27 protein-coding genes are annotated in these 26347 nt (G+C 64.5%); 9 read left to right on the top strand and 18 right to left on the bottom strand.

Annotated features, from left to right (window positions below):
- Window positions 1–27 precede the first annotated feature (27 nt).
- Complete coding sequence (locus tag GJ631_RS09615) at window positions 28–786, bottom strand: PHP domain-containing protein (RefSeq protein ID WP_156708941.1); 759 nt, start codon at window positions 784–786, stop codon at window positions 28–30.
- Between the two features lie 80 nt (window positions 787–866).
- On the opposite strand from GJ631_RS09615, the gene GJ631_RS09610 reads away from it, so the two are divergent.
- A complete protein-coding gene (locus tag GJ631_RS09610; RefSeq protein WP_156708940.1) occupies window positions 867–2066 on the top strand; it encodes a potassium channel family protein in 1200 nt (399 codons plus the stop codon).
- Between the two features lie 6 nt (window positions 2067–2072).
- Here the strand turns inward: GJ631_RS09610 and GJ631_RS09605 are convergent, their stop codons facing one another.
- From GJ631_RS09605 to GJ631_RS09590, 4 genes are all read right to left on the bottom strand, one after another.
- Window positions 2073–3713 (bottom strand): ATP-binding protein, encoded by a 1641-nt coding sequence (locus tag GJ631_RS09605; protein ID WP_197424960.1) that lies wholly within the window; start codon window positions 3711–3713, stop codon window positions 2073–2075.
- 135 nt (window positions 3714–3848) lie between these two features.
- Window positions 3849–4364, bottom strand: coding sequence for a magnesium transporter (locus GJ631_RS09600; protein ID WP_156708958.1), 516 nt, complete (start codon window positions 4362–4364; stop codon window positions 3849–3851).
- Window positions 4365–4408: 44 nt separating this feature from the next.
- Window positions 4409–4984: a magnesium transporter gene (locus GJ631_RS09595; protein ID WP_156708939.1), complete on the bottom strand. Its 576-nt coding sequence runs from the start codon at window positions 4982–4984 to the stop codon at window positions 4409–4411.
- Window positions 4985–5038: 54 nt separating this feature from the next.
- The gene (locus tag GJ631_RS09590; RefSeq protein ID WP_156708938.1) at window positions 5039–5335 is read right to left on the bottom strand and encodes a hypothetical protein; all 297 of its coding nucleotides are present in this window, start codon (window positions 5333–5335) and stop codon (window positions 5039–5041) included.
- Between the two features lie 149 nt (window positions 5336–5484).
- Between GJ631_RS09590 and GJ631_RS09585 the strand changes: the two genes are divergently transcribed.
- A complete protein-coding gene (locus GJ631_RS09585; RefSeq protein WP_156708937.1) occupies window positions 5485–5820 on the top strand; it encodes a HalOD1 output domain-containing protein in 336 nt (111 codons plus the stop codon).
- A gap of 50 nt (window positions 5821–5870) precedes the next feature.
- On the opposite strand, the gene GJ631_RS09580 is transcribed toward GJ631_RS09585, so the two are convergent.
- Window positions 5871–6599 (bottom strand): helix-turn-helix domain-containing protein, encoded by a 729-nt coding sequence (locus GJ631_RS09580; RefSeq protein ID WP_156708936.1) that lies wholly within the window; start codon window positions 6597–6599, stop codon window positions 5871–5873.
- Window positions 6600–6725: 126 nt separating this feature from the next.
- Between GJ631_RS09580 and mutS the strand changes: the two genes are divergently transcribed.
- Genes mutS through GJ631_RS09565 form a run of 3 tightly spaced genes read left to right on the top strand, consistent with a single transcriptional unit; the run spans window position 6726 to window position 10104 of the window.
- Entirely contained in the window at window positions 6726–9329 is a 2604-nt protein-coding gene (gene mutS, locus GJ631_RS09575; RefSeq protein ID WP_156708957.1) for a DNA mismatch repair protein MutS, read from the top strand.
- Window positions 9330–9367: 38 nt separating this feature from the next.
- The gene (locus tag GJ631_RS09570; RefSeq protein WP_156708935.1) at window positions 9368–9634 is read left to right on the top strand and encodes an AbrB/MazE/SpoVT family DNA-binding domain-containing protein; all 267 of its coding nucleotides are present in this window, start codon (window positions 9368–9370) and stop codon (window positions 9632–9634) included.
- Window positions 9631–10104, top strand: coding sequence for a PIN domain-containing protein (locus tag GJ631_RS09565; RefSeq protein ID WP_370518623.1), 474 nt, complete (start codon window positions 9631–9633; stop codon window positions 10102–10104). The genes GJ631_RS09570 and GJ631_RS09565 overlap by 4 nt, the downstream gene beginning before the upstream one ends.
- A gap of 54 nt (window positions 10105–10158) precedes the next feature.
- On the opposite strand, the gene nucS is transcribed toward GJ631_RS09565, so the two are convergent.
- The 6 genes from nucS to GJ631_RS09535 form a co-directional block, all read right to left on the bottom strand.
- Window positions 10159–10863, bottom strand: a complete 705-nt coding sequence (nucS, locus tag GJ631_RS09560) for an endonuclease NucS (protein WP_370518626.1) — start codon at window positions 10861–10863, stop codon at window positions 10159–10161.
- 82 nt (window positions 10864–10945) lie between these two features.
- Window positions 10946–11479: a DUF6735 family protein gene (locus tag GJ631_RS09555; RefSeq protein WP_156708933.1), complete on the bottom strand. Its 534-nt coding sequence runs from the start codon at window positions 11477–11479 to the stop codon at window positions 10946–10948.
- A 48-nt stretch (window positions 11480–11527) separates the two neighbouring features.
- Complete coding sequence (locus tag GJ631_RS09550; RefSeq protein ID WP_156708932.1) at window positions 11528–13348, bottom strand: SLC13 family permease; 1821 nt, start codon at window positions 13346–13348, stop codon at window positions 11528–11530.
- Window positions 13349–13409: 61 nt separating this feature from the next.
- Window positions 13410–13592 carry an HVO_2922 family protein gene (locus GJ631_RS09545; RefSeq protein ID WP_370518622.1) on the bottom strand — a complete coding sequence of 61 codons (183 nt, stop codon included), beginning with the start codon at window positions 13590–13592 and terminating at the stop codon, window positions 13410–13412.
- Window positions 13593–13811: 219 nt separating this feature from the next.
- Complete coding sequence (locus GJ631_RS09540) at window positions 13812–14402, bottom strand: 50S ribosomal protein L15e (protein ID WP_156708930.1); 591 nt, start codon at window positions 14400–14402, stop codon at window positions 13812–13814.
- Between the two features lie 371 nt (window positions 14403–14773).
- Window positions 14774–15679, bottom strand: a complete 906-nt coding sequence (locus GJ631_RS09535) for a serine/threonine-protein kinase RIO2 (RefSeq protein ID WP_156708929.1) — start codon at window positions 15677–15679, stop codon at window positions 14774–14776.
- Between the two features lie 787 nt (window positions 15680–16466).
- On the opposite strand from GJ631_RS09535, the gene GJ631_RS09530 reads away from it, so the two are divergent.
- Together GJ631_RS09530 and GJ631_RS09525 are read left to right on the top strand one after the other, a co-directional pair.
- Window positions 16467–17048, top strand: a complete 582-nt coding sequence (locus GJ631_RS09530; RefSeq protein WP_156708928.1) for a DJ-1/PfpI family protein — start codon at window positions 16467–16469, stop codon at window positions 17046–17048.
- Window positions 17049–17073: 25 nt separating this feature from the next.
- Entirely contained in the window at window positions 17074–17805 is a 732-nt protein-coding gene (locus GJ631_RS09525; RefSeq protein WP_370518621.1) for a ribonuclease H-like domain-containing protein, read from the top strand.
- Here GJ631_RS09525 and GJ631_RS09520 read toward each other — a convergent pair.
- Together GJ631_RS09520 and GJ631_RS09515 are read right to left on the bottom strand one after the other, a co-directional pair.
- Complete coding sequence (locus GJ631_RS09520) at window positions 17802–18668, bottom strand: branched-chain amino acid ABC transporter permease (RefSeq protein WP_156708927.1); 867 nt, start codon at window positions 18666–18668, stop codon at window positions 17802–17804. The genes GJ631_RS09525 and GJ631_RS09520 overlap by 4 nt on opposite strands.
- 21 nt (window positions 18669–18689) lie before the next feature.
- Entirely contained in the window at window positions 18690–20024 is a 1335-nt protein-coding gene (locus tag GJ631_RS09515) for an ABC transporter substrate-binding protein (RefSeq protein ID WP_156708926.1), read from the bottom strand.
- Window positions 20025–20335: 311 nt separating this feature from the next.
- On the opposite strand from GJ631_RS09515, the gene GJ631_RS09510 reads away from it, so the two are divergent.
- Window positions 20336–21778 carry a branched-chain amino acid ABC transporter permease gene (locus tag GJ631_RS09510; RefSeq protein WP_197424958.1) on the top strand — a complete coding sequence of 481 codons (1443 nt, stop codon included), beginning with the start codon at window positions 20336–20338 and terminating at the stop codon, window positions 21776–21778.
- An 89-nt stretch (window positions 21779–21867) separates the two neighbouring features.
- On the opposite strand, the gene GJ631_RS18555 is transcribed toward GJ631_RS09510, so the two are convergent.
- The 4 genes from GJ631_RS18555 to GJ631_RS09490 form a co-directional block, all read right to left on the bottom strand.
- A complete protein-coding gene (locus GJ631_RS18555; protein ID WP_197424956.1) occupies window positions 21868–22959 on the bottom strand; it encodes a PGF-CTERM sorting domain-containing protein in 1092 nt (363 codons plus the stop codon).
- Window positions 22956–23405, bottom strand: coding sequence for a hypothetical protein (locus tag GJ631_RS09500; RefSeq protein WP_156708924.1), 450 nt, complete (start codon window positions 23403–23405; stop codon window positions 22956–22958). The genes GJ631_RS18555 and GJ631_RS09500 overlap by 4 nt, the downstream gene beginning before the upstream one ends.
- A 2-nt stretch (window positions 23406–23407) precedes the next feature.
- On the bottom strand, window positions 23408–24670 hold the full coding sequence (locus GJ631_RS09495) for a right-handed parallel beta-helix repeat-containing protein (protein WP_156708923.1): 1263 nt from the start codon (window positions 24668–24670) through the stop codon (window positions 23408–23410).
- A 100-nt stretch (window positions 24671–24770) separates the two neighbouring features.
- Window positions 24771–25199, bottom strand: coding sequence for a halocyanin domain-containing protein (locus GJ631_RS09490; protein WP_156708922.1), 429 nt, complete (start codon window positions 25197–25199; stop codon window positions 24771–24773).
- Between the two features lie 86 nt (window positions 25200–25285).
- Between GJ631_RS09490 and GJ631_RS09485 the strand changes: the two genes are divergently transcribed.
- Entirely contained in the window at window positions 25286–26335 is a 1050-nt protein-coding gene (locus GJ631_RS09485) for an iron transporter (protein ID WP_156708921.1), read from the top strand.
- The last annotated feature ends 12 nt before the right edge of the window (window positions 26336–26347 follow it).

Below are 26347 nucleotides of genomic sequence, written 5' to 3'. Positions count from 1 at the left end.
GGCCGACCAAAAGCGTTCCTCAGCCTCTCACAGGAAGGGAATCGCGGTCGTCACGGCCCACTGCGCGCCGTTGGAACTCTTCTTGGCGGCGGTTTTGGCTCCCCACGCGGTTTTTCGCCCGGCCGCCTTGGCGTAGTGGCCGGTAGAACGTTTCAGCGACGCTCGTTGCCCTTGGATGGCGGTGTCGCCCGACCGGATGGCCGCGACCACGTCGTCGCTCTCGATGTCGGGGATGGGCTGGTCGACGCGGATTTCGGTGTAGGCGCGCCCGACGGTCAGCAGCGAGTGGGCGTCGCTGCCGCCGACCGACGGGTAGCCGTAGCGGCGGGCGTACCGCCGGGCACGGCGGTTCCGGTAGCCGGTGAACAGCCACGCGTTGAACGTCTCGATAGCGTCGGGGTCGAGCCGTTTCAGTCGGCGCTTGCGGATGCCGTGGCGGGTGCGCTGGAAGGGGTGTGGAACGACGGCGACGCCGCCCAACTCGCGGACCTCCTCGATGGTTTCGCCCATCGGCCGGCCACGTTCGGGGAGTTCCTCGATGCCGATGCCCAGCAGGTGGCCGTGGGCCGTCGAGATTTCGGCGCCGGGAATGCCGACGAGGCCGTACTCGCGGGCGCGCTCGGCCGCTTCGAGCGAGGCACCGATGACGTCGTGGTCGGTGATGACCACGGCGTCGAGGTCGATGTCGGCGGCGTGTTCCAGTATCAGCTCCACCGGCTCGTGGCCGTCGTATGAGGCCTCGCTGTGGACGTGCAGGTCCACCTCGAGGTTCGTTGGCCCACTCATCACTGTCCGTTCGTGCTCGACGGGTAAAAACGCGCTGACGGCGCAACAACCCTTTTGTCGCCCCGTCCGTATTGCGCCGTATGGCAGGTTTCGAGGGGTCGTCGCCGAAGACCGTCGCGTACGAGCCGGTCAGCGTCAAGGAGCTGTTGGTCGAGATGAAAGACACCTCGGAACTCCTCATCGACCTCGCGTACTCGGCAGTGTTACACGGCAGCGAGGACATCGCTCGCGAGGTGTTGGCCCTCGAAGAGAAGATGGACGTACTGCAGTTGCGTGCCCGGATGAGCCTCATGATGGCGGCCCGCAACCCCGACGAAGTGGAGGCACTCGCGCCGGTTCTGGGCCTCGCCGCGGGCGCCGACCGAATCAGCGACGCCGCCGGCGATATCGCCAAAATCGTCCTCGAAGACATCGGCCTGCCGGAGGCGATGCGGGCGGCGCTGCCGGAGGCCATCGAGACGCTCGTTCGCGGCACCCTCGTCGCGGACTCGCCGTACGCCGACCGGACACTTCTGGACATCAACCTCGAAAGCGAGACGGGCGTCCGCGTCATCGCCATCCACCGCGGCGACGACTGGATACTCAACCCCGGCCCGGAGACGACCATCACCGCCGAGGACCGCCTCATCCTGCGCGGGCCGGAACGAACCGTCGGCGAGGTGTACGAGGCGGTGACCGGCGAGGAGTACGACGCCCCCGAACCGCCCGACTCGGAGGTCGACGACCTCGAACGCGCCGTCGACTCCATCGTCCTGATGAAGAACCTCTCGGAGTTGGCAGTCGACCTCGCCTACGGCAGCATCCTCTTCGACAACGAGGACCTCGCCACCGAAGTCCGCAACCTCGAAGTCGAGGTCGACGCCCTCCGCTCGCGGTTCGAGGCGTGGCTGTTGCGCGCGGCGGCCGACGCCGACGACCCCGTCGCCTTGCGCGGCCTCATCCACCTCGGCGTCTCGACGGAAGTCATCAGCGACGCCGCCCTCGACATCAGCGAGGGCGTCCTCCGGGGGCTGTCGGTCCACCCCGTCGTCGAACTCGCAGTCCAGGAATCCGACGAGATACTCACCCGCGTCGTCGTCGGAGAGGACAGCGCTCTCGACGGCGAACGGGTCGCCGACGGTGTCCCGGCGGCGGAACTCGGGATGAACGTCCTCGCCATCCGGCGCGGGGAGGACTGGATGCTCGCTCCCGACGCGGACGCGACGCTCCGAGCCGGCGACGTCATCATCGCCAAAGGGACCCGGACGTCGTCGGGTGAGTTCGAGGAACTGGCGGCCTGAGGGCGGTCAGGAGCGAACTCCCGTCACTTCGAACCGAGCGCCGCCCTCGGCGGACTCCTCGACCGTTATCTCCCAGCCGTGGCCCTCGACGATGGTTTCGACGATGGCGAGTCCGAGGCCGGACCCACCCTCCCCGGAGACACCCCACTCGAAGATTTGCTCGCGGAGTTCCGGTGGGATTCCGGGCCCGTCGTCTTCGACGTAGAAGCCCTGTCCGTCGTCGAGACCCCCAACCGTGATTACCACGTCCGCACCGCCGTGGTCCGTACTGTTCCGAAAGATGTTCTCCAGTGCTTGCCGGAGTCGCTCGGGGTCGGCTTCGACCGTCACGTCGTTCTCGATTCGGAGGTCGCCGCCATCGGCGTCGACAGTTTCCCACGCTCGCTCGGCCATCGACGACAGCGACACTGGTTGGCGTTCGTCGATGTCGTCGCCGGCCCGTGCCAGCGCCAACACGTCCTCGATGAGCCGCTCCATTCGGTCTAAGGCGTCGGCGGCCGCAGTGAGGTTCTCGCTTCTGTTGGCCCGCGCTTCGCGCTCCAACTCGATGCGGCCACGGGCGACCGACAGGGGGTTCCGGAGGTCGTGGGAGACGACGCTCGCAAACCGCCCGAGGCGTTCGTTCTGCCGTTCGACTTCCCGACGGTACCGCTCGGTCTGGGTCACGTCGGTGAACAACAACACCCGACCGACGCGGGTGTTGCCGAACGTGAACGGGTTCGTCGCCACCATGAAGTATCGCAACTCGCCGTCACCTGCCAACTCGAGGACGCTCTCGTCGGAGACCAACAGGTCGCCGACGGCCGGAAGCGTCGACTTGAGTGACTCCCCCTTCGCGTCTTCGAGTTCCGGGAACAGCCGCCGGGCGGGGGCGTTGCTGTCGCGTATCTCGTCGTCCTCATCGAGGAAGATTACCGGGTCGTCGATGTTGCCGGCCAACCGGATGGTCTGGAATCGCTCGAAGAAGAGAAACAGCGTCCCAACCGCAAACAGAGCGACGCCAATCGGTTCGTACGTCATGTCGATGAACTGCGGGCTGGCCGTACCGGCGATATCGAGGACCAACGGCACTCCCGTGAGGCCGACAAGCGCCGTCAGCGGTCGCGTGTCCTGGCCGACCTGCGTGAACAGCTCGAACAGCATGAAGAAGCCGACCGCGCTGAGCGCGTAGGCCAACCCCATCGCTAGCCAGTGCAGAAGCGAGTGTTCGACGGCCAGATGGGGAAACGGCGACGCCGTCGGCGTGGCGGTGAAGTAGAGACCGTGTATCGGGTTGGTGACTTTCAGGCCGACGACGAGGAGGAAGACGACGATGGCGGCCCGTCTGTACGTCGCGTCCTGATGGAGGCTCCGGCCAGTGTAGGCCGAACAGAAGTACAGCCACGCGCCGACGGCAGCGAAGCCGACCACGAGGCCGACGAGATACGCCGCGAGACTGAGGTTCGGTGACGGTGCAAGCAGGTAGGCGACGTGTGCGGCTGCCCACCCACCGCTCAACAGGAGGAACCCCTCCAGCCCTCGCCGGGTGTCGGGGTCGTCGATGCGTCTCGCCCGGCGGAGGCTGGCGAAACACGCCACCGCGGCGAGTCCGAAAACGACGACGTAAGCCGTCATCGATGGGGTGACCGGAACGAACGGCTCGCTCATCTGTCGGCTGTCTCTCCGTCCGGCATTGGTTCCACAGCCAGCATTCGTCTTCCCTTTGGGCCGATTACCTACGCCGTTTTCGGTTCACTCGCTTATCCGAACGCGACGAAGTTTTAGATAGGTGGAAAAACGGCCTTACAGCACCGCGATGGCGACCGCCGAGAGGACGACCACGCCGAGGATGTCACAGACGTTCGTGACGACCGGAATCGTCGTGTCGTCGGGGTCCAGTCCCTGCTGGTAGGACACGTACGTCGCGGCGACCGAGAGGACGACCGCGAAGATGGCCAACAGCATCCCGCTCCCGACCGAGATGACGAGCAGGTCGGCCAGCGCCATCGGCTCGGCGACGAGTCGGCCGAGTCCCCACGCCGCGACGCCGAGGGCGCTGAACACCGTCACCGCCAACAGCATGATGGCGGCGATGCTCGTCCACAACTGCTCGTCTCGCGGGGAGAACTCCAGGGTCCCGAGGTGGAGTCGGGTCGAGAGCCGCGAGGAGAGAATCGCGCCGAGGTTGCCGCCCATCCCTATCATCACGGGGACGAGAATCAGCAGCGTCGGGTTGTCGAGATACGTCGACTCCAGCGATTCCAGTACGTATCCCGACCCCATCTCCAGTACCGACAGCGTGATTAAAATCGGAAACATCGTGGCGACGATGGTTCGGAACCGCCACGTTCCGAGGTCGTCGCTCACAGCACCACCCCAACGACGACGATGGCGACGTAGAGGAACACGACGCCGAAGACGTCACCGAGCATCGTCACGATGGGGCCGATGAGGTTGTCGGGGTCGTAGCCGGATTCGTAACTCCCGAAGACCAAAACAAGCAGACCGAAGACGAGAACGATTGAGGTGAGCACGCCGGCGATGAAGGTGATGCCGACCAACTCCACGAGGCGGGCGGATTCCCGTTCGAGCGCCCGGAGAATCCCCCACGAGAGGAAGCCGATGAGCACCGAGACGCCGATGCCGTTGACGAAGGATGCGACGACGGCGTTCACCAGGCGTTCGTCGAACTCGAATTCGGGGTCGATGAGCCCCTGGTGGAGCCCCGAGGAGATGCGGGCGCCGAAGGCGCCGTAGACGTTGCCACGGGTGGCGAGAAACGCGGGCAACAGCAACAGCAACCCCGGAAAGTCGGCGAATCCGGCCCGCATCGCGTCGCTACCCAGCACTAATCCGGCGAAGAGGCCGCCGAGGAGGCTGACGCCGAGAATGCCGATGGACTCTCGGTAGATGCGCCAAACCTCTCGGCGGGCGTCCATACCGTGGCAGTGTGGCGGTTCGGGGATAAAAGCTACTTTCGGGGCGCCTGCGAGTTACCGCCCGAGCAGTCGGAGGAGGAGGTCGACGACCAACACGACACCGAGGGCGCCGGCCACCTGCACCGTCGGACCGACCGCCGTCTGCGTGCCGAGACCGACGACCAGGACGGCGAAGGCGACGACGCCCAACTCGATGCGTCGGACCGGGAGGTCGAGGTCGATGTCGTGTTCGACGTCGATGGTGGTGTTGCCCGTCACGTCGACGTTGTGGTCCATGTCCTCTCCGATGAACTCGCTGGGGGCGAACAGTTTAGGGTCGATGAGCGGTCGCTGGTCGTCGTCGTCGGCCATGCGTGGTCGTTCCGTGGCGGCGATAAATAACTCGTGGCTGTCGGGTCTCCGTGGACGCCCCGCTCCGACCTCCCTTGAGGTGTAGGGCCAGCGAATAAGCCCGTGGGGCGTCGTCGTCTACTGGACGGTCGCGGCGATGGTGACACCCCATGGTACAATTGAACGACTCCAACGAAGACGCCGACGAACTCCGCGAAGCGGTGACGTACGACTCCGATACGGGAACGTACAACAGTCGCTCGAACTGGACGGACGGTGAGACGCCGTCTCTCAGCGTCGCCGTGACCGTCGCGGCAGCGACGGAGACGCCAGTAGAACAACTCCGACCGCTCGCCGAGGTAATCGACACCGATGCGCTCGACCGAATCTTCGACCCGAGTTCCGGAGCGGCCAGCCGATACCCCTCGACCAGCGTCTCGTTTCGGTACGAGGAGTGTCACGTGACCGTCTACGCCGACGGACGGACCGTCGTCTCCCGGCGGTGAGACGGCCATCGGTACCCCACCCCTGGCCCCTCTGAAACCCGCTTCGGCGGTCAGCGCGCCCCATCCAGCAGGACGGTGAGGAGGTGGCGCTCGGCGGCGTGGATGTGCTCCGAGAACGTCGCCGACGTGATTCCGAGGGCCTCGGCGACCTCTTTGCCCGTACTCTCCCGCGGCCACTCGTAGTAGCCCGCCTCGAAGGCGGCCCGAAGCACTTCGCGCTGTCTGTCCGTGAGGTGTGTCTCGAGCAGTTGCGGGGCCGCCGAGCGGGTGAACATCGGCGTGACGCCGTCGACCTCCCGCTTGGCGGCGAGTTCCGCGTCGGGGTTCTCCTCGAGAAATGCGCCGACGACCGCCGCCGGGTCGCGCTGGGGCGGGATTTCGGCGACGATTCGGCCCGCCCCGTCGACGCCGACGACCTCCCGGGGAAGTGCGCCGCGTTCGGCGAGGCTGAAGGCCGGACAGTCGCCGGAGACGAGGAACTCCAGCAGGCCGCCGCGCTCCGACTCCCGGAGGACGGACACCTCGACGGTGTCGTAGTCGGCGCCGAGAGCGGCTATCCGGTCGGGAGCGACCCCAACGACGTTGAAGAACTCCGCGTACCGCCCGTCGGGTCGAGGGACCATATCGGCGAGTTCGACCCTACAGGCCTCGCTCTCGGAGGCGCCGACGAACGGGTACTTCGAATCGTGTAGCGTGAACTCGACCTCGACGACGCTCTCCGCCTGTCCGGGGCTGCCGTCCTCCCGTGTCGGTTTCGGCCCTTTGCTACTCTTTGTCATGGTTCGTGATGTCTATTTACACATACCGTTCGTATTGCTTTTTTGCCCGCCCTTCGGCCCGCCTCGGGGCCGTCGGTCGCCCCGGAGGTCGGTGAGTATTTGACCGACGAGGCGCTTGCCCGCTACATGGACGAGGCGCTGGGGCCGCCGCCCGCGATGGCCGAGAAGGCCGAGGAGTTGACGCCGATGCTGTCGCAGTACTTCGAGCTGTGTGAGCGCTACGACGACGCGCTCGTGCTCTTTCAGGTCGGGGACTTCTACGAGACGTTCTGTGAGGCCGCCGAGGCGACCGCCCGCATCCTCGAAATCACGCTCACCCAACGCGAGGACTCGACGGGTACCTACCCGATGGCCGGCATCCCCATCGATTCGGCGGAGTCCTACATCGAGACGCTGCTGGAGGCCGGCTACCGCGTCGCCGTCGCCGACCAGGTCCAGGAACCCGAGGAGACCTCGGGGCTGGTCGACCGCGCCGTGACCCGGGTGGTGACGCCGGGAACGCTGACGGAAACCGAACTGCTCGCCGACGCCGACAACAACTTCGTCGCCTGCCTGACCGAGGGGTACGGTCTCGCCCTACTCGACGTGTCGACGGGCGATTTCTTCGCGACACAGCTCGACCGTCTTGAGGCCGTCGAGGACGAACTCGAGCGGTTCGACCCCGCCGAAGCTGTCGTCGGCCCCGAGGCGCCGACCGACCCCTTCGACTCGGGGTGTATGGTGACGCCCTACGAGCGCTCGGCGTTCGACCCCGCCACCGCCCGCGAGAAAGTCGAGTCGTACTTCGGGTCGACGTCGCTGGCCTCCGAGGCGGAAGTTCGGGCCTGCGGGGCGCTGTTGGCCTACGCCGAGTACGCCCGCGGCGTGAGTACCGACGGCGACCTCGAGGAACTCGACTACATCAACCACCTCACGCGCTACGACCCACGGGAGTACATGCTGTTGGACGCGGTGGCGCTGCGCTCGCTGGAGGTGTTCGAACCGAGGCACGTCCACGGACTGGAGGGGTCGGCGCTCGTGGAGACCCTCGACGAGACCGCGAGCGCGCTGGGCGGCCGGAAACTCCGCGATTGGCTCCGTCGGCCGCTGTTGGACGAAGACCGCATCGACGACCGCCTCGACGGCGTCGAGGCGCTCCTCTCCCGCGTCGGCGAGCGAGAGCGCGCAAGCGAGTTGCTCGCCGAGACCTACGACCTCGAACGACTGGTCGCCCGTGTCTCTCGCGGTCGGGCGGACGCCCGAGATTTGCGGGCCCTGGAGGCGACGCTGTCGGTCGTGCCCGACCTCCGGGAGTGTATCGCCGAGGCGACCGCCGACAGCGCGAAACTCGCCGATATCGAGGCGCGTCTCGACGACTGCCCCGACGTTCGGGACCTCGTCGACCGCGCCATCGCGGAGTCGCCGCCCATCGAAATCACCGAGGGCGGCGTCATCCGCGAGGGGTACGACGAGACGTTGGACGACCTCCGGGCGACCGAACGCGAGGGGAAGGCGTGGATAGACGACCTCGAGGCCGACGAGCGCGAGCGGACGGGCATCGACTCGCTCAGCGTCGGGCACAACTCCGTTCACGGCTACTACATCGAGGTGACGAACCCGAACCTCGATAGCGTGCCCGACGACTACCAGCGCCGACAGACGCTGAAGAACTCCGAGCGGTTCGTCACGCCCGAGTTGAAACAGCGGGAGGACGAAATCGTCCACGCCGAGGCCCGCGCCGACGAACGCGAGTACGACCTCTTTCGGGAGGTTCGCAGCGAGGTGGCCGAGGCGACCGAACGGATACAGGAGACCGCCAGCGCCGTCGCGGAACTCGACGCGCTGTGTTCGCTGTCGACGGTCGCCGCCCAGTACGACTACTCGCGGCCGACGGTCGGCGCCGACGGCGTCTTCGTCGACGGCGGCCGCCACCCCGTCGTCGAGCGCACCGAGGAGGCGTTCGTCCCCAATCCGACCGAACTGCCCCGAGAGCGGCCGATGGCCGTCATCACCGGGCCGAACATGTCGGGCAAATCGACGTACATGCGGCAGGTGGCGCTCCTCTGTGTGTTGGCACAGGTCGGCAGTTTCGTCCCCGCTCGCAGCGCCGAGGTGCCCATCGTCGACCGGGTGTTCACCCGCGTCGGGGCCTCCGACGACATCGCCGGTGGCCGCTCGACGTTCATGGTCGAGATGACGGAGTTGGCCGCCATCCTCGAGGAGGCCAGCGAGGATTCGCTGGTCGTCCTCGATGAGGTGGGCCGCGGCACCTCGACGACCGACGGCTACGCTATCGCCCAGGCAGCCACAGAGTACCTCCACGACGAGGTGGGTGCCTACACCCTGTTTGCGACGCATCACCACGAACTGACCGAGGTTGCCGCCGAGTTGTCGCGGGCGCGCAACTACCACTTCTCGGCCGACCGGACGCCCGACGGCGTCGCCTTCGAACACGACCTCCGTGCGGGTGCGGCGACGGCCTCCTACGGCGTCGAGGTCGCCGAAACCGCGGGCGTCCCCGACCCCGTCGTCGAGCGAGCCGCGGCGCTGTTGGCCGAGGAAACGGGGGCCGTCGCCGAGCCGGAAGACACCCCCGTTTCGGGTCGAACGCCCCCCACCGCAGACGCCTCGACCGACGGCGGCGAACTCCCCGAAGAGCTCCTGGCGGAACTCCGGGCGGTCGACCTCGCGGATACGACGCCGCTGGAGGCGCTCAACCTGCTGTCGCGGTTGCAGAAGCGGGTGGAGTGAAGGTAATACTTATTTAGTATTACTCTAAAAATCGTACTATGCCCCGGGTCACGACGAAGGGACAGGTGACGATACCGAAGCCGATACGCGAGGAACTCGGCATCGAGCCGGGCGATGAGGTGTCGTTCGTCGATACCGGGTCCGGCTACGAGATTCGAAAGGAGGCCCCGACGACGGCGGAGGGTGATGACCCCTTCGAGAAACACCGCGGGAGCGCCGAAGGTGGAACGATGCCCGAGCGAATGCGTCGACTTCGTGGTGAGTTCCCGCGGGGTAGCGACGACGAGGGGGCGGCCGAGCCGTGACGACGGGGGTCGATACGAACGCGCTGTTGGCGCTGCTGTACGACGACGACTACGCCGACGATAGCGAGGCGGCGCTCCGGGATTCCTACCGCGAAGGACCGCTCGTCATTACGCCGGTCGTCTACGCCGAACTCGCGGCCGACGGTCACTTCGACACCGAGACGGCACTCGACGAGTTCCTCTCGGATTTCAGTATTCGGTTCGAAGCGCCGTCCCACGAGGCGACGTTCCGTGCCGGTGAGGCGTTCCGTGAGTACCTCGACCGTCGACCGGACGGCCTCTCCTGTCCGTCGTGTGGCGAAGAGCGAACCGTGACCTGTGCGTCCTGTGGAGAACCGCTCACCCCGCGACAGCACATCGCTGCGGATTTCATTATCGGTGCCCACGCCTTGGCCGATGCGGATGCCCTGATATCCTTCGATTCGGGGTTCTACGGGACGTACTTCCCGTCGTTGCCGGTTCGGCCGTGACTCCACGCTTTGGCTCACCGTTCCCGGCAGTCAGTCGTGACAGCTATCGCCGCACTACTTGCCCTGCGGCGTCAGCGAGACGAACTCTAACCCCTTCTCGGCGAGCAGTGCCTCGGCGCGTTCGGTGACGGAGGGGGCGACGAGGATACCCCGAACGTCGGCGTCGGCGTGGAGGTCCCGCTGCAGCGCCTCGACGTAGCGGGAGAGTTGTCCCACCGCGTCGGGGCCGACACGCCGCCGTTTCAACTCCAAGACGACGGTTCGACCGTCGCGGTCCTCGCCGTAGATGTCGACGGCGCCGGCCGGCGTCTCGCGTTCGGTCGCCAGCGGTCTGAACCCTGACTCGACCAGTTCCGGCGAGGACAGAATTCGCTCTTTGAGGTCGGCCTCGGTACCGACCACGTCGAGCGATTCGGGGTCGTCGGCGGCGAAGGCGGCGGCGTGGGCGACCGACGAAAAGCGGATGACGAGGGATTCCTCGGGCGAACTGCGGTGGCTCTCGACGACGAGGTGTTGGTCGTCGATTCGACAGTCGTGCTCACACCCCGGGGGTTGCCAGTTGACTGGCTGTTGCCCCTCGTCGGTGTGGACCAAGGCGGCGCCGTCGGGCTTCAGCATGACGTGACGGTCGCCCAACCCCAACTCCGAGGCGGCACGGCCCTCGTAGTCGACGGTACAGCGCCCGAACAGCGTGACGAGGGCGCCGCGGTCGACGCCGTCGCTGGCGAGTTCGGCGGCCTCCGAAGCCGTCGGGTTCACGCGGGTTCGAACGCCGTCGGTCGGGTGGGTCGCTTCGACGGCCTCGTCGTCTCTCACGCCACGGGGTAGCGCCCTCTCGCGCTTAAACGCCGCGCTCGTCGTCGAGATACACCACCGTCCCGCGCTCGGGGTCGAGCCACCGGAGCGCGCCCACGACCGTGTCGACATCCCGGAGCGCGCGGGCGCCGGCGAGCCACCCGCGGAGGTAGGTGGCGTCGCTCTCGCCGTCGTAGCCGACGAGGGCGGCGCTCGTCCGACACCCCTCGTCGTCCGGCCGTCGGAGCGCGAAGACGAGGTAGGTTCGAACCGAGAAATCGCTCGATACGACGTACAGCGCCTCGTGTTCGACCGGGTCGATGCGGTCACACACGTTCGCAAAGGACAGGCCCGTCGCGATTGGGTCGGAGTCGATTGCGGTCCGACGGCGTTCGGTCAACTCCCCGCCTTCGATTCGGCCGGGGTCGATGAGGTCCGTCGCGGCGGCCTGCGCCCAGTCGTCGTCTGGCGGCCCGCCGAAGGGTGTCTCCGGGGTGATTCGCTCGGGGTCGGCACCCCAGTGTGCCTCGTGGAGGTCGTAGCCGTCGCGGTCGTAGGCGACGAGCGTTCGGTGGCCCATGGGCGCCGTGGCCGCGGCATCCGATTTGAACCGTCGGGTCCGGTCGCGTCAGGCCGGCCGGAGGCCGAAGACGACCGCGATGGCAGCGGCGGTGACGACCGACAACAACAACTGCAGCGGCGCGCCCACCCGAAGGAAGTCGGTGAAGCGGTAGCCGCCGGGGCCGTACACCATCAGGTTCGTCTGGTAGCCGACGGGCGTCATGAAGGCCGTCGAGGCGGCGAACATCGTCGCGAGCAGGAAGGCGTAGCGACTCGCACCGATGCGGGCGGCGGCGTCGACGGCGACGGGCAACAACAGGACGATGCTCGCCACCGGCGTGATGAGGTTCGCCAACAGCCCCGTCAGCAGGTAGACGACGACCACGACGGCGAAGAGCGGCAGTAGCGTCGCGCTCTCGACGATGGCGCTGGCGACGAGTGCATCGCCGCCGGTGTTCCGCAGCGCCGCCCCCAGCGGGATGACGCCCGCCAACAGGAACACGACGTTCCAGGAGACGGCGTCGTAGGCCTCCGAGGGCCGGAGACACCCCGTCGCGACCAACGCGACGATGCCCGCCAGTGCCGTGATGACGATTGGGTAGTAGCCGAGCGCGGCGACGGCGACGACGGCGGCCAGCGTCGCCACGACGATGGGTGTCTTCGGGGACAGCGGCGGGGTTTTCAGCGGTTTCGTCCCCGGTTCGGCGTCGTCGACGTCGGTCGCGAGCAATCCCTCGGCGTCTTCGAGGTGTTCGAGTCCCGCCTCGGTCGTCCGGACGAAGAGGGTGTCGCCGGCCGACAGCGTCACCTCGTCGAGTCCCGACCGGAACGTCTCGCTTCCGCGACGGACTGCCAGCACCGTCGCGGCGTAGCGGTCGCCCAACTGGAGTTCCGCGACGGATTTCCCGCGAGCGCGGGCCTCGGCAGGGACGACCAGTTCGGCGATAATCGCTTCCGTCGACGCCGAGAGGTCCGCGCTGGTCACTGTCTCGCGGTGGAGTTGCCGGAGGTCGAGGCGCTCGGCGACGGCGTTGGTCGCCTGCAGCGTCCCCCGGACGACGAGTTCGTCGTCGGCTTCGATGGTCCGGTTGTCGCTCGCGGTTTCGTCGTCCCGAATCAGCTGGACGGCGGTCACGTCTGCCTCGGCGTCGGCGAACGCCTCGGTGACCGGTTGGCCGACCAGCGGCGACGCCGCCCGCACTCGGAGCCGCGAGAGGTGGTCTTCGAGGTCGTACGTTTCCGTGAGGTCGCCGCTGACGGGTATCCGTGCGGGCGTCAGGCGGTAGCCGACGGTCAGCAGGTATGCCGCGCCGACGAGGAAGACGATGATGCCGACGGGCGTGAACTCGAACATCGAAAGCGGCTCACCGAGGCGCCGTCTGGCCACGTCGCTGGCCAGCAGGTTCGTCGCGGTCCCGACGAGCGTCAACGTCCCGCCCAACATCGCGGCGTACGACAGCGGCAACAGCAACTTCGACGGCGAGACGCCCGCGCGCTCGGCCAGTCCCGATATCATCGGGATGAACACCGCGACCACGGGCGTGTTGTTGATGAACCCGGCGGTGAGGCCGGTCGTGCCGATGGTCGCACCGAGCAACTGTCGTTCGTCGCCGCCGGTGAGCCGTCCCAACGCGAGACCGAGGCGGTCGACGAGCCCCGTCTTCTCGACGCCGGCACTGAGGACGTACATCGCGACGATGGTTATCGTCGCGGGACTGGCGAATCCCTGCAGTGCGGCGACCGTGTCGACGCCCGTGTACGGTTCGAGAACGACCAACGAGACGAGGACGCCGATGGCGGTGATGTCGGTCGGAAGCGTCTCGGTGACGAAGAAGGCGAGTGCGACCGCTATCAGCCCGAAGACGACGAGGGCGTCGACGCTGACCATTCGGGATTACTGTGGCTTCTCGGCAGTCTCGTCGAGTTCGGATGGTGCCTTGCTCATCGGTTCACTTCCGTTCGATGTCCGCGTCCGGTGCGTTCCGTTTGACGCTCTCGATGCCCTGTTTGGCTTTCTGTGGGCTGGCGTAACCCTCGCCGGAGTCGGCGATGATATTCCCGTTGTCGTGAACGAGCCGCCAGCGGTACTGGCCCGCTTCATCCTCGTATAGCTCGAACGTCGCGCCGCTCACTGTTTTTCGACCTCCGTGTTGTCCGTCAGTTGCTTCCGTGCCATGAATTGTCATCGACCGGCTGGAATGATAAAACCTCACCAGCCGTGTCTCGCCCTCGGAAGAATACTGTGGGTTGAGGTGTGTGACGGCTATCGCAGAGTGGCGCCGAGAGAGTGTACTCGAAGGCGTCACTCGACGGGTGAGAACGGTCGAAAGAACGGGTCGAAACCGGTGTCGTTACTTGCCGCGCTTGTCGTTGGCGCGGATGCTCGGGCGCACCTTCTCGGCACCGGTGCCGCGGTTCTGCTGGCCGCGGCCGCGCTGGCCGGCGGAGGTGCGGCCTCGGTAGGCCCGACCTTTGTGGCTGTCGTCGCAAATCCAGTTCAGGTCGTCGTCGTTCTGAATCGCACCGTGTTCGGGGTCCAGCAGGATGACTTCGAACCACTTCTGGGAGCCGTCCTCACCGACCCAGTAGGAGTTCAGCACACGGAGGTTCCGGTAGCGTCGACTCGAGCGCTCCTCGGCGATGCGTTGGAGGTTCTTCCGGCGGGTAATCTTGTTGACACCCTGTCGCTTCGAGCGACGGCCGGCCTTGAAGCGCTGTTTGCGGGCGCTGCCCTTCCGGACCGACACCCGGGCGACGACGACGCCCTGTTTGGCCTTGTAGCCGAGCGAGCGAGCTCGGTCGAGGCGGGTCGGTCGTTCGACACGTTCGATTGCGCCCTGGTCGCGCCAGTCCTGTTGGCGCTGCCACTGTAGTTCCGCGAGCTTTCCTTCCTTCGGCGTTTTCCACGCCTCTCGGATATGCGAGTAGAAGCTTCGTGCCATATGTGTTCACCACGGGCGTTGCGTGGTTCAATTCCCGCCGCGGCCACCCGCGAGGGGAATCACATCCCGACCTGCGTAGACAGGTGCCCGCTGGTGCCCGTCGTCCAGCGAGTTATCCGAATTTCCACAGCGTCGTGGTTAAGGGCTTCGAAACGCCTTCCACAGCAGTCGGCCGATACAGCCCCCAGACGGCTCGAAGATGTCGCTTCGGACGTTCGCACCTGTTTCAGGCCGCCTCTGCACTCGGGATGGTGGTCGCAACCTCCGTGAAATATCGGATTTGATATCGTCAATAGTGGTTTATCACTGCACCGGCGGGCTGGACGCTACTGAACACACAACACCGCGTAAAACGCCCCGTACCTTCGAATTCAGGCGAATTCGCGCACAGTCTCGAAACTATCTTCGGCGAGCGCCGCCGCCAGCGCCGAGCGGTCGACCTCGGGTGTCTCGTTCGGGTATTTCTGCTCGAAGTAGCCCAGCAGATTCTCTACGTCCCGTTTCAACAGTTCCTCGCTGTTTTCGTGTTCGGTCGGCACCGCTTGGGGCCAATCGAAAATCGTCACACCCTCGCTGGAGACGAAGACGTTGTACTCGCTCATGTCGGCGTGGACGTAGCCGGCGTCGTAGGCCGCCGCCATTTCCTCGCAAATCAAATCGATGACGCCGACGACCTGCCCGGAATCGAGTTTCGCACGCGAAAGCTCGACGCCGCCGAGTTTCTCCATGACGATGGCGTGGCGGTTCTGGTCGACCGGCCGCGGCACGCGAACGTCGGGGTACAGCGTCTCCAACGCTTCGTACTCTCGCTCGGCGGCCTTGCGTGCGGTGTAGAGCCACGAGCGGTGTTCGTTGTCGGCGGTGTACTCCCGTTCCTTCTGGACTTCTCGGAAGTTCGTGTACCCCTCGCGGTGGTACTTCAGCGCCAGCGGCTGGAACGACCGTGCCTCGTACACGTCGCTTTCCTTGCCGACGCCGAGGGGGGCGCCGACGCCGTCGATGGTGTCCCGCTCGGAGAAGGTTCGCAGTGCCAGCGCGTCGTACCCCTCGAACGTGAGCCTGTAGCCGGTGTACTGGATGGTCTTTCGCTCGACCAGCCCCCGGTCCATACAGCGGTCGACGCGATAGGTAACTTCCTCCTCGTCGAGCCGTGAGAACTCGGGGAGCTTCTCGACTGCGACCCACCGCGAAAAGCGCATCCCGTGTTCGAGCCCCGACAGCAGGTGGAAGTCCTCGGGCTCCAACTCGGCCATCTGCGCGGCGACGTTCTGGACCATCTCGCTTCCTGTAGCGGCCGGACACTCAAAAGCGCCTCGCGTGCGACTCAGGAGGTAATAAACTACATATCACGATACAAAATGTGGTTGGGTCGCCACAAAGCGAGGCGTGAAAATCGGCCGCGACAGCGTCTATGGGCGACCGAAACGGGCAGTAGCCGGTCAGGCCCCGGGCAGAACCCACTGCGCGCGACGGTCGACGGGCACTCTCAGTACTCGGCGGGTTCCAGGGTTCTCGGGTTGTAGTGACCGACTACCGCCGGAAGGTCCGCGATGCTGTTCGAGGAGTCGACTTCGCCGACCGAGGCAGTTGGTATGGCCACGCCCTCGCAGGCCAGGGGTCGCCGTGAGGTAACTAGATGTCGCGGTGACAATCGGTATCCCAACGTCTGTATCGTATTTCGGGATTCCGTCCTGTTGGTTCCCCCCTGCGAGTTGTCCCGTCTCTTCCCGAAGCTCCGACCGCGGGCACCCACGTTGCTATCCAGACACGAAATTGCGACCGGTGCGTGGTCGTCGATTATCGGTTTCGAAACCCGTTCGAACTCATGTCCACCTCGTGCGTCCGGGAGTGTCTTCCGAACAGTCCGTGGAATTCTCGACGATGGCGTTCCGAGAACACCGAGATGGTGAATTCCTCCAATTCCGGAGGACTCGGGCTCTTTTCGTCGGCCTCACGTGCTCGACTTCTGTCGCAACGTATCGGATTTGATATCGTACTATACACTTTATCGACGTTTTGACGGCCGCCCATACTCTCATGCTTGTTCCGGCCGAATCGTGGGGCATGAACGTCGCTATCGTTCTCTTCGAGGGGTTCGATGAACTCGACGCGGTCGGTCCGTACGAGGTGTTCCAGCTCGCGGGGCGGTACGGTGGGGACCTCTCGGCGGAGTTGGTCACGCTGGAGCCGACCGAGCGAATCGTCGCCCGAAGCGGCATGCGAGTCGAACCGGACGGGACGCTCGACGGCACCGACGTGGACCTCCTTCTCGTCCCTGGTGGCGGGTGGAACGACGACGGCCCCGGCGTTCGCGTCGAGTACGACCGCGGCGAGATTCCCGACCGCCTCGCCCAGTATCACACCGAGGGAACGGCCGTCGCGTCGGTGTGTACCGGCGCGTTGCTGCTCGCGAAGGCCGGACTGCTGGATGGTCGTCCGGCGACGACACACCACACCGCACTCGAAGACCTCCGAGAACTGGGCGCCGATGTCGTCGAGGACCGCGTCGTCGACGACGGCGACGTGCTCACGGCCGGCGGCATCACCTCGGGGTTCGACCTCGCCCTCCACATCGTCGCCCGAGAGTGCGGGGAGTCGGTCGCCGACTCGGTCGCCCGCGAGCTGGAGTACGAGCGAGTGATTTAGGAGCCCTGACGACGGAGGAACTGGCGTGCGACTGGAGAACACCTACATCGCCGTCGACGGGGTGGGAGAGACGACCGAGCGAAACCTCTGGGAGCGCGGCGCCCGGACGTGGTCGGAGTTCGACCCCTCGCTGTGCGGGTCGACGACCGCCGACCGCATCGAATCGTTCATCGACACCGCCCGTCCGCGCCTCGATTCGGGCGATTCGGACTTTTTCGCTCAGCAGTTGCCCTCCAGCGAGCGGTGGCGACTGTACGAGAACTTCCGCGATGAAGCGTGTTTCTTCGACATCGAGACGACGGGACTGGACCACTCCCGAAACGAGGTGACCTGTGTCAGTTTCCATCAGGGCGGCGACACCGAGACGCTCGTCTCCGGCGACGACCTCACTCGGGAGAACCTTCAGGCGCTACTCGACTCGCCGCTGCTCGTCACGTTCAACGGCGCGCGCTTCGACGTGCCGTTCCTCGAGGAGTCCTTCGACCTCTCTATCGACATTCCGCATCTCGACTTGATGTACCCCTGCAAGCGCGTGGGACTGTCGGGCGGGCTGAAGGCCATCGAACCCGAGGTCGGCGTCGAGCGGGACCGACCCGACATCTCCGGAAAGGACGCGGTTCGGCTGTGGCGGGAACACGAACGCGGTGTCGACGGCTCGCTGGAGACGCTCGTCTCGTATAACCGCGAGGACGCGGTCAACCTCAAGACGGTCGCAGACCGGACCGTCGAACGGCTCGACCGGCGGACCTTGCCTTAACTCGACGTCGAGCGGCCGAACAGCCCCTGCGGACGAACGAGCAGGACGACAACGAGCATCACTAATCCGGCCAGTCCGGTCAGCGACGGCGCGATGAGCGTCGTCATCGCGGTGTCGAGGAAGCCGATAATGTAGGCACCGACGATGCTCCCGCGGAGCGACCCCAGGCCGCCCAACACGACGATGGAGAACGACAGCACCATCGGGTCCAGTCCCATCGAAGGACTACCGGTTTGGAACGCCAACAGCAAGACGCCGGCGACGCCGGCGAGGGCGGCGGCGACAGCCCAAACGTACGTATTGACGTTGTCGGCATCGATGCCGACGAGCGAGGCCCCCCGCTTGCTCATGTTCGTCGCTTGGACGGCTTTGCCGGTTGGTGTGTGGTTGATGTAGGAGACCAACAACACGACGACGGTCCACGAGAGGACGAAGACGAACACGAAGTGTGTCTGCACCTCGCGTCCGAGCACCTCGACCCCGCCGGGGACCGGGGAACTGAGCGTGATAGTTCCCCCGCCGAAGACAGCCCCGAGGACCGCCTCTATTGCGAATCCGAGGATTATCGTGACGATAATCGTGACGACCGGTTGGTCGCGAATGTACTGGACGACGCCGCGATAGAGGACTGCACCGAGGACGCCGGAGACGACGGCCGACAACGCGAGTGCGGCCCACAGGCCCATCCCCCACGCGTTGACAGCGTGATAGGAGGTGTAGGCGCCGACAGTCAACAACGCGCCGTGTGCGAAGTTCAGCACTTCGCCGACGCCGAAGATGAGCGTAAAGCCAATGGCGACCAGCAGGTACAGCGAACTGATGGCTGCGGCGTTGATGACGAACTTCACGAGGTCAACGGGCATAACCCACCTCCTCGCCGTTGTTCATCGCATCCATGGTGGTTTGACGTACTCCGCGGTCTTGTTTCGCTCCGGCGCGAACGCTTCCATGACGCCGCCGTCTTCGCCGCTTTGCCACTGCTGGAAGATGGGGACGCCGGATTCCTCGATGCTGCTCCACTCCGGGTCGTGTGCGAACTCGGTGTCGGGGCCCCGGAAGCCGAGTTCGGGCATGAACGATCCGCCGGTGAAGGCACAATCCTCTTCGAGAAACGGTATCAATTTCTCCGGGTCGGTGCTACCGACTTCGCCGACGGCGTGTGCGTACACCTTCACGGCGTCGTATGACAGCGGCCCCGGATAGGCGGGGCTTCCTCCGAAGCGGTTCCGGTACTCCTTGAGGTATGGTTGAGTCTGTGGTGTGTTCTCAGTCTGTGGCGTCGCGGCATTCATCGTCCACAGCGACTCGGCGGCGCCATTGACATCCTCCCAGTAGCCCAACTGCATCGCGGGGAGGTGGATACCACCCATCTCGAAGTTCCGCTGTTGGTCGGCCCACTGTTCGTTGGCGACGGTGGCCGAGATGACGAGGAAGACGGCGGCGAGGTCGACGCCCGCAGATTCCATCCGGTCGTAAATCGGGGTCCAATCGTTGACGGACCCCGAGACAACCTCGGCGACTGGTACTTCGACGAACTCCGACATGGCGTCTTCCAGTGCCCGCAGGCGTTCCTCGGCGCCGATGTTGAGGTTCTCGACGATGATGCCGACGCGGTCCCACCCCAACTGGTCATTGTATTTCTCGATGAGTTGGACTTGCGCCCGCTGAAGGTCAATGAGGTTCAAAGGCCCGACCCGGAAGAAGTACTTGTACTTCTCGTACTCTTGTTGGGGGTCACCACCGATGGGACTGGTCTCCCGACTGATGAGTCTGGCCGGGAGTGGCCACGGCGACACTGAGGTGAGATGTAGTTTCTCGTTTTCCGAAACCGCCGGCAGGAACCCTCGTGGGTAGAGTCCGCCGATGGTCACGTCAGCCCCCTGGCTCATGAGCCGCCGATAGGCCGTCTCCTCGCCACTGGGACTGGCCGACCCACCGGCCGTCGTCAGTTCGACAGTGCCGTCCACTGCACCGCTTCCGTTCAACTCATCGATGGCTATCCGTGCGGACTTCGCCACGTCGGCCCCGAAGTCGGTCCGCATTACGCCGACGGTAAACGACGGTGCCGCCGGATTCCCGGTTACCGTCCCTTGGGACCCACGCGGGGCCGTGTTCTCACCGAGACTCTGGCAGCCAGCGAGTGCCGACACCGTCCCCGCGCCCGCGTATTGCAGGAACCGACGCCGCCCGGTGTGGGTGTCCATGTTTCCAGCTGTCATCTGGCTGCCTGTGCTTTCTAACAACCCATATTAAAAGATTACCAATAGGAAATATTTGTCTGTTAATACGATGTCGGCGCAGAAGCTCTAAGATAGCTACTGAATCGATATCCGGAGATATACGGGGGTTTTTATCTTATAAAAGACTAGCCCTTGTTTTGAACTCTTTTATAAACGAACTCGGATATTTTATATAAAAAATATGCTTAGTTGACAACGACATATCTGGGCCTCTGAAACCGATATTACAGCGGATAGGTGTTTAAATATTCAAAAGAATTATGTGTTGGGGGTCGCACTGCCACTCAACGATGTCCAAAGCGAGCGAGCGAACTTCGACGGACTCCGAGGGGTCTGCTGGAGTGCTCCCGACACCCGTTCGGGAGTCGCTTGACGAACTCCATCTCGCGGTTCTGGGGGGGTTCTCGGTCCTCGGGGCAGCGGTCGAAACGGTCGAACGACGAATCGGGTTGGCGCTGTTGGCGATTCAACGCGCTGTCGGGAGTTTGTTCACACCGGTTCGAAATCAGTCGGAATCGCTGCCGGTCGGTGATGCCGACCGTCGCCTTCGAGAGGGGATTCGCTCCGGCTCCGACGCCACGAACGCCGCGGCCCGCCGAACCGAACGCCTGCTGGCGCATCACATTCCCCGTATTCCGGCGCCGACTTTCACCACCGTACGTTTCGGCGAGATACCGACCCGGTATCTGGTCGGGGCACTCGGCGCTGTGGCGTTGTTGGCGGTTCCGGTCGGCCTGACTGCCTTTCAGTTGTCCGCGCTCATCCTCCCGGTGTACCTGATGGTGTTCGCGATGTCGTGGGACATCGTCTCCGGCTACACGGGTCAGATAAGCCTCGGGCACACGGTGTTTTTCGGCCTCGGCGGCTACACGTCCACGGTGTTAAATCTCCAACACGGCGTCTCGCCGATACTCTCGATTCCGTCCGGCGTCGTGGTCGCCGCTCTCGGGGGCCTGCTCATCGGCTATCCTGCCCTCAGAATTCGGGGCCCGTATCTCTCGCTTGTCACTCTTATTTCGCCGATTATTCTCCTGCAACTCGTTATTCTCTTCAACAACAACCTTCCTTACATCGCCCCGAGCGGTCTTGGCGGTATCAACGGCTTCGTCGCACAGAACGACCCGCTGGTCGGGACGACGACCGCCGCCGTCCTTACCGTTCCGTCGTTCCCGTGGCAGGTCATCATCGATTACTACCTCGCCGTCGTCTTGTTCTTCGTCGTCTTCGCGGTCCTGTTTCTCGTTACGCGGGCCAACACCGGCGAAATTCTCACGGCCATCCGTGAAAACGAAGACGCAGTTGAGGCCGTCGGCATCGACACGGCGAAATTCAAACTGTTCGCGTTCGTCCTCAGCGGTGCCGTCGGCGGCCTCGCGGGTGCGATGTTCGTCCATACTTCGATCGGGAACCCTCTGAACCCACAACAGATACTCGACGTGGCTCTCGCTATCAACATCGTGATGATGTCCATCCTTGGCGGGATGGGGACCATCGTCGGCGCCGCTGTCGGCGCCGTTTTCTTCGTCGTGATGAGTTTCCTTATCGACAGTTTCGGTGGTGTCGTCGCTATCCCGTTGGTCGGCGAAACCCTCGCGTCGCTGATGCCTGCTCCCCTTCTCGCCATCGCACTCCTCGTCATCGTCTTCCGGCCGACGGGTTTGGTACCGGCGGCCGTCCGCGCTGGGCGGTGGCTCGCGACCGACCCCGAAGCGCGACTTGACGGCGGCCAGTAACTGTCCCCGGTATCGACTCACCGCTAGCTTCTCGGCGAACCGACTGCCAACTTCCCGTTGAACCGGCGAAAAAGAAACGACTGTCTACTTCAGTTTCGTCTGGTCCGGAGCGCCGCACCAATAAGCAGTGCGACGACTGCGAGGCCGACGCCGAATCCGGGGCCCCCTCCGGATGTCGGAGTCGGACCGACTCCGGCCGTAGACTTTGATGTCGCCGTGCCGGCCGGTTCTGGCGTCGCTGTTGTCTGGGATGTTGCGGTGGGGTCCGGCGTCGCGGCGTCAGTCGGTTCAGGTGTGGCGGTCGTTTGGGGTGTTGTGGGGTCCGGCGTCGCTGTTGTGGTCTGTGGCGTTGTGGTGGATTCCGGTGTCGCAGTCGTCTCGGGCGTCGCCGTGGAACCGGGGCCGTCACCGCCCGGTGGGCCGAACTTCTCTCGGGCATCGGCTCGACTCTCACAGTCGCTGCAGATGTACACCCAATTGGTGAACGCGAAGAATTCGACTTCCTCGCCCGATTCGACGCCCGTCCCGTTGACGAAAATCCAGGCCCGGTACCAGCCTTCAACGTTAGGGAAGTCGTTGCAGTCTTTCAACCCGAGGATGACTTCGTCGTCTGGGTTGATGCGGACCGGGTCGGAGGCCAAGGCGCCGTCCGACTCCTGTGCGAACTCGAAAGTCAACTTCTCGCGGTGGTCCCAGCCGTCTGGTGCAACCCGTTCTCCGCGGGGTTGCATTGGCGGCTCTTCGTCGGCGGACTCGTTGTTTGTAGTGAACCGCTGGTTCTGGAAAGCGTTGACCAGCGAGATGTCTGTGGTCGTTCCGGTCCGATTGTTGCCACGGTCGATGCCCGCACCGACGATGTCGCCGGTCCCGCAGTTGGCCGTCGGGAGCGTGGTCCGGTAACTGTAGTAGTGGACGTTGAACGGTTCGTCTATCTTCTCGCCCGGTACGGTGTAACTGTGGAACGTCGCCTCAGTGTTACCGGGCTCGTGGCTGTCGTTCGGAATGCCGTAAAATGCGCTCTGAATCGTTTCGGTATACTCGTTGGAGTCGTAGTAGTCGTTGTTCGCGTAGTAGCCGTCCTCGTAGGTCCCATCCGCAGCGACGGGGAACGCGATGGCGGCACCGATTGCGGACGTTGCGAGCAGGAGCGCAAGAATCGTGGGGAGTATGGTGTCTCTCATCGTTCTCTAAGTGCGGAAAGTCGGCGGCGCACACTGGCCGCGTTGTTCAGGTAGTAGCCGATAGCCGCGGGCACCGCGGCGACGACGAGGAACCCAAGGAGTATCTTCAGGTCCGTCACCGTGAGGATACGGGCCCACGGGTCCGTAATGCCGGTCATGTCCGCAGTCGCGAGGACGGTCGCGTTCAGCGCTATCGGAGTTGCGGCGAGCAGTATCGCTACGGCATAGAGTCCGCTGGCTGCGACCGCCCGCCTATCTGGGCGACGGTACAACAGGAACCCCACTGTGAGCGCTACGACGCCGAACACGACTGTCCGGGGGAGGAGGTCCGCTGTCAACCACGCGGCGTAGAACGCCGTCACGGCGGCAGCAGCAACTGCCAGCGCCGTCGTTGCGGTGTCGTGGGTGTGGTCGAACAGTGGCAGGGATGAATCGCTCGTCGCCATGGTTACCTCGGGACCGCCCTCCTTGGCGGTCGTTGTGGGTCGGGCATCGATTCGAGCTCGTCGAACGGCGGTTCCGGAGCAGTCTTCCAGTCCCCCTGTGGGTTCTCGTCGGCCTGCATCTGCATGAACAACTTCAGCGACACCATAGACACCCACGGGTCGCCGCCGTCGAGTATTCTGTTCCCGCCGTCGAGACCTGCCGGACGCGCGGTGTCGTACTCGTTGTTCCGGAAGACGTTTCCGCCTCCGGAGGGCGCACCTTCCGCGAGATCGGCCCGACCGGAGTTCTTGACGACGTTGTCTTCGATGCGGTTGCCCGCCGGTTCATAGATATTCTCGTCTTTCGAGATGCCGGCGACGATGCCGAAGTTGGCGTGGTCTCGAACCGTGTTGTTGAGGACTTCGTTGTTGATTCCACCGGCGATGTTGATGCCGGTGCCGAAGGCGCCGTAGGTGTAGCCGAACGACGGCGCGTTGTCGTTGTTGTTGGCCTCAATGAGGTTGTTCTCGATGCGGGCAGAATCCTGCGGCGGGTCGAGTTCACTGTCCAAGGAGTTCGGAACGATGCCTCCCATGTTGTGGCGGAACTCCGAATCCGCGATGGTGAGGTAACCGCCGGCGTTCGTCCCCGAGTATCCGAGGCCGTTGTTCTCCGAACGGCAGTTCTCCAGCCGGGCGTAACACGGCTTACACTGTCCGAGGTAGAAGCCGCCGTCGGTGTGACCGGAGGCATAACAGTGGTCGTAGCGGCCGTGCTGGGAGTCGATGTTGTAGATCCCGTACACCTTGTTGTTGTGGGCGGTGAGGTAGGACCCTCGCCACCCGGTCACGCCCGACCAAAAGAACCCGTTTCGCTGGTAGTGGCGTGCGGTCATGTTCTCGACGACGACATCGTCGACTGTCGCAAGGATGCCGTCCTGCCGTTCGAACTCCCCGTCGAGGATGACCTCGTTCCGGTCCGTACCGCGGATGGTCAACTTTGGGGTGTCGGGTATCGTCACCGCCTCGTTGTACACACCCGGGCCGACGAGGACGAGGTCCTCTGGTTCAGCGGCGTTTACCGCCGCCTGAATCGATTCGTACTCCTCGGGGACACGATGGGTGGTGTATCCCTCGTAGGGGTCGGGGTCATCCCGCGGTGGTTGCGGCGCGGGGAACTTCGAGGATGAACCCTCTTGGCCGGTCGCGGTCGTCGCGGCGAGTCCGAAACCCCCGCCACCGACCGCTCCGACCGTTTTGAGCAGTTTTCGCCGGTTGAGCGTCATTACACCCCCACAACCCCCGGTGCCCCGGTATAATACTACTGCCTTCGATGTACGGACCAGAATAAAATACCGTGAATCGACGGCTCTGTCGACCGATGTCTTACTCCTCGACCACGCGAACGCCGCCCTTCATGCCCAATTCCTCGTGGGGTTCACAGTAATACTGGTACACGCCGGGAGTGTCAAAATCGTACTCGAAGGTCGTGCCACCTTCGTCGTGGAACTCGCTTTTGAAGGTCTCATCGGCCGCCACGACGTTGTGTCGGCCGCCACGCCCCGTCCACTCCCAGACGACGGTCGTCCCCGGCGTGACGCGTATCGCCGCCGGTTCGAAGGCCAATCCGTCGTCGCTACCGCCGACTGCGACTGTGACCGTCGATGTGTCTGTTCGGTCGACCTCGCCGTCGTAGTTGTCGACGTTCTCGAACCACCCTTCGTTGTAGGTAGTCGCTTGTCCGGAGTCGCCACTACCGATACAGCCACCGAACACGACCGAAATCGACGCTCCGAGGAACGCTCGCCGATGCATACGAATCGCTATTCCAGACCGTAGAAGTATATTATGCCTTACAATGACGGCAAAGGAAGTATGCGGACCGGTCAGTACCCTCGGGTATGCTGCGACGAGGGTTCCTTGCGGCGGCCACAACGGCCGTCACCGCTTCCGGGTCGGGATGCCTCGGTGGGCTTTCGAGTGGGTCTATCCAGGTACCCGAACCGCTCTCGGACCGTCCCGATGCTGTCTATCGACCAACCCACGCCAGCGGAGCGCGGACCGTCAAGACGGCGACAGTCGGCGACTACGGCGTCGGGCTTCTCTACAGCTATCCGAGTCGGTTCTGGGACCTCAATGGCCGGACGACCTACCGCCGGTCGGTCGAAACTGATGACTCGGTACACCTGATGGCCGTGGTGTGGGATGCAGAGACAAAAACCGTCCTACCGGAGGCCGGTGTCACCGCGGAGATTCGTCGCGACGGCGATATCGTCACCGAAGGTGTCGTCTACTCGATGATATCCCAGCGGATGGGGTTCCACTACGGCGACAACGTGGCGTTGCCGGGTGAGGATACCTACACCGTCGAGATTACTGTCGGCGGCATGCCGCTTCGGAAAACCGGGGCCTTCGAGGGTCGCTTCGACGAGGGTGAAACCGTCGATTTCGAGTTCGACTACCGACCCGAAGACCGGGAGACCCTGCCCTTCAAAACGTACGACGACGCTGGCCGACACGGAGCGCTGTCGCCGTCGCCGACCGACGAGGTGCCCGCCTCGACGGTGCCACCGGCGTCGGCCCTTCCAGGTGAGACGCTCGGAACGGTCCAAACCAGCGACGCGGTGTTGACGGTGCTTCGACTCACGGGCGAGGCCGCCGCTAGATTCGATACCGACCGCTATCTCACCGTCCTCGCACATACGCCGTACAACCGGATTCCGCTGCCGATGATGGGGCTCCGAATGCGACAGCGGCGGGGAGGTTCACGTTTCGACGAACGGATACTCACGCGAACGATGGACCCCGAACTTGGCTACCACTACGGCGCCGCCGTGGACGCCGTGGGGGAGGAAATCGCCTTCGAGACGATGACGCCGCCACAACTCGCCCGCCACGAGGGATACGAGACGGCTTTCGTTCGGATGCCGACGAAGACGCTCCGTCCGTAGTCTGAATACCGA

Source organism: Natronomonas sp. CBA1123, assembly GCF_009741925.1.
GTDB lineage: Archaea > Halobacteriota > Halobacteria > Halobacteriales > Haloarculaceae > Natronomonas.
This window is presented reverse-complemented; position numbering and strand designations above follow the sequence as displayed.

Excerpts from the sequence above, each read along its gene's own strand:
- GJ631_RS09615 (WP_156708941.1), bottom strand. The coding sequence starts at position 786 with ATGAGTGGGCCAACGAACCTCGAGGTGGACCTGCACGTCCACAGCGAG.
- GJ631_RS09610 (WP_156708940.1), top strand. The coding sequence starts at position 867 with ATGGCAGGTTTCGAGGGGTCGTCGCCGAAGACCGTCGCGTACGAGCCG.
- GJ631_RS09605 (WP_197424960.1), bottom strand. The coding sequence starts at position 3,713 with ATGAGCGAGCCGTTCGTTCCGGTCACCCCATCGATGACGGCTTACGTC.
- GJ631_RS09600 (WP_156708958.1), bottom strand. The coding sequence starts at position 4,364 with ATGTTTCCGATTTTAATCACGCTGTCGGTACTGGAGATGGGGTCGGGA.
- GJ631_RS09595 (WP_156708939.1), bottom strand. The coding sequence starts at position 4,984 with ATGGACGCCCGCCGAGAGGTTTGGCGCATCTACCGAGAGTCCATCGGC.
- GJ631_RS09590 (WP_156708938.1), bottom strand. The coding sequence starts at position 5,335 with ATGGCCGACGACGACGACCAGCGACCGCTCATCGACCCTAAACTGTTC.
- GJ631_RS09585 (WP_156708937.1), top strand. The coding sequence starts at position 5,485 with ATGGTACAATTGAACGACTCCAACGAAGACGCCGACGAACTCCGCGAA.
- GJ631_RS09580 (WP_156708936.1), bottom strand. The coding sequence starts at position 6,599 with ATGACAAAGAGTAGCAAAGGGCCGAAACCGACACGGGAGGACGGCAGC.
- mutS (WP_156708957.1), top strand. The coding sequence starts at position 6,726 with ATGGACGAGGCGCTGGGGCCGCCGCCCGCGATGGCCGAGAAGGCCGAG.
- GJ631_RS09570 (WP_156708935.1), top strand. The coding sequence starts at position 9,368 with ATGCCCCGGGTCACGACGAAGGGACAGGTGACGATACCGAAGCCGATA.
- GJ631_RS09555 (WP_156708933.1), bottom strand. The coding sequence starts at position 11,479 with ATGGGCCACCGAACGCTCGTCGCCTACGACCGCGACGGCTACGACCTC.
- GJ631_RS09550 (WP_156708932.1), bottom strand. The coding sequence starts at position 13,348 with ATGGTCAGCGTCGACGCCCTCGTCGTCTTCGGGCTGATAGCGGTCGCA.
- GJ631_RS09540 (WP_156708930.1), bottom strand. The coding sequence starts at position 14,402 with ATGGCACGAAGCTTCTACTCGCATATCCGAGAGGCGTGGAAAACGCCG.
- GJ631_RS09535 (WP_156708929.1), bottom strand. The coding sequence starts at position 15,679 with ATGGTCCAGAACGTCGCCGCGCAGATGGCCGAGTTGGAGCCCGAGGAC.
- GJ631_RS09530 (WP_156708928.1), top strand. The coding sequence starts at position 16,467 with ATGAACGTCGCTATCGTTCTCTTCGAGGGGTTCGATGAACTCGACGCG.
- GJ631_RS09520 (WP_156708927.1), bottom strand. The coding sequence starts at position 18,668 with ATGCCCGTTGACCTCGTGAAGTTCGTCATCAACGCCGCAGCCATCAGT.
- GJ631_RS09515 (WP_156708926.1), bottom strand. The coding sequence starts at position 20,024 with ATGACAGCTGGAAACATGGACACCCACACCGGGCGGCGTCGGTTCCTG.
- GJ631_RS09510 (WP_197424958.1), top strand. The coding sequence starts at position 20,336 with ATGTCCAAAGCGAGCGAGCGAACTTCGACGGACTCCGAGGGGTCTGCT.
- GJ631_RS18555 (WP_197424956.1), bottom strand. The coding sequence starts at position 22,959 with ATGAGAGACACCATACTCCCCACGATTCTTGCGCTCCTGCTCGCAACG.
- GJ631_RS09500 (WP_156708924.1), bottom strand. The coding sequence starts at position 23,405 with ATGGCGACGAGCGATTCATCCCTGCCACTGTTCGACCACACCCACGAC.
- GJ631_RS09495 (WP_156708923.1), bottom strand. The coding sequence starts at position 24,670 with ATGACGCTCAACCGGCGAAAACTGCTCAAAACGGTCGGAGCGGTCGGT.
- GJ631_RS09490 (WP_156708922.1), bottom strand. The coding sequence starts at position 25,199 with ATGCATCGGCGAGCGTTCCTCGGAGCGTCGATTTCGGTCGTGTTCGGT.
- GJ631_RS09485 (WP_156708921.1), top strand. The coding sequence starts at position 25,286 with ATGCTGCGACGAGGGTTCCTTGCGGCGGCCACAACGGCCGTCACCGCT.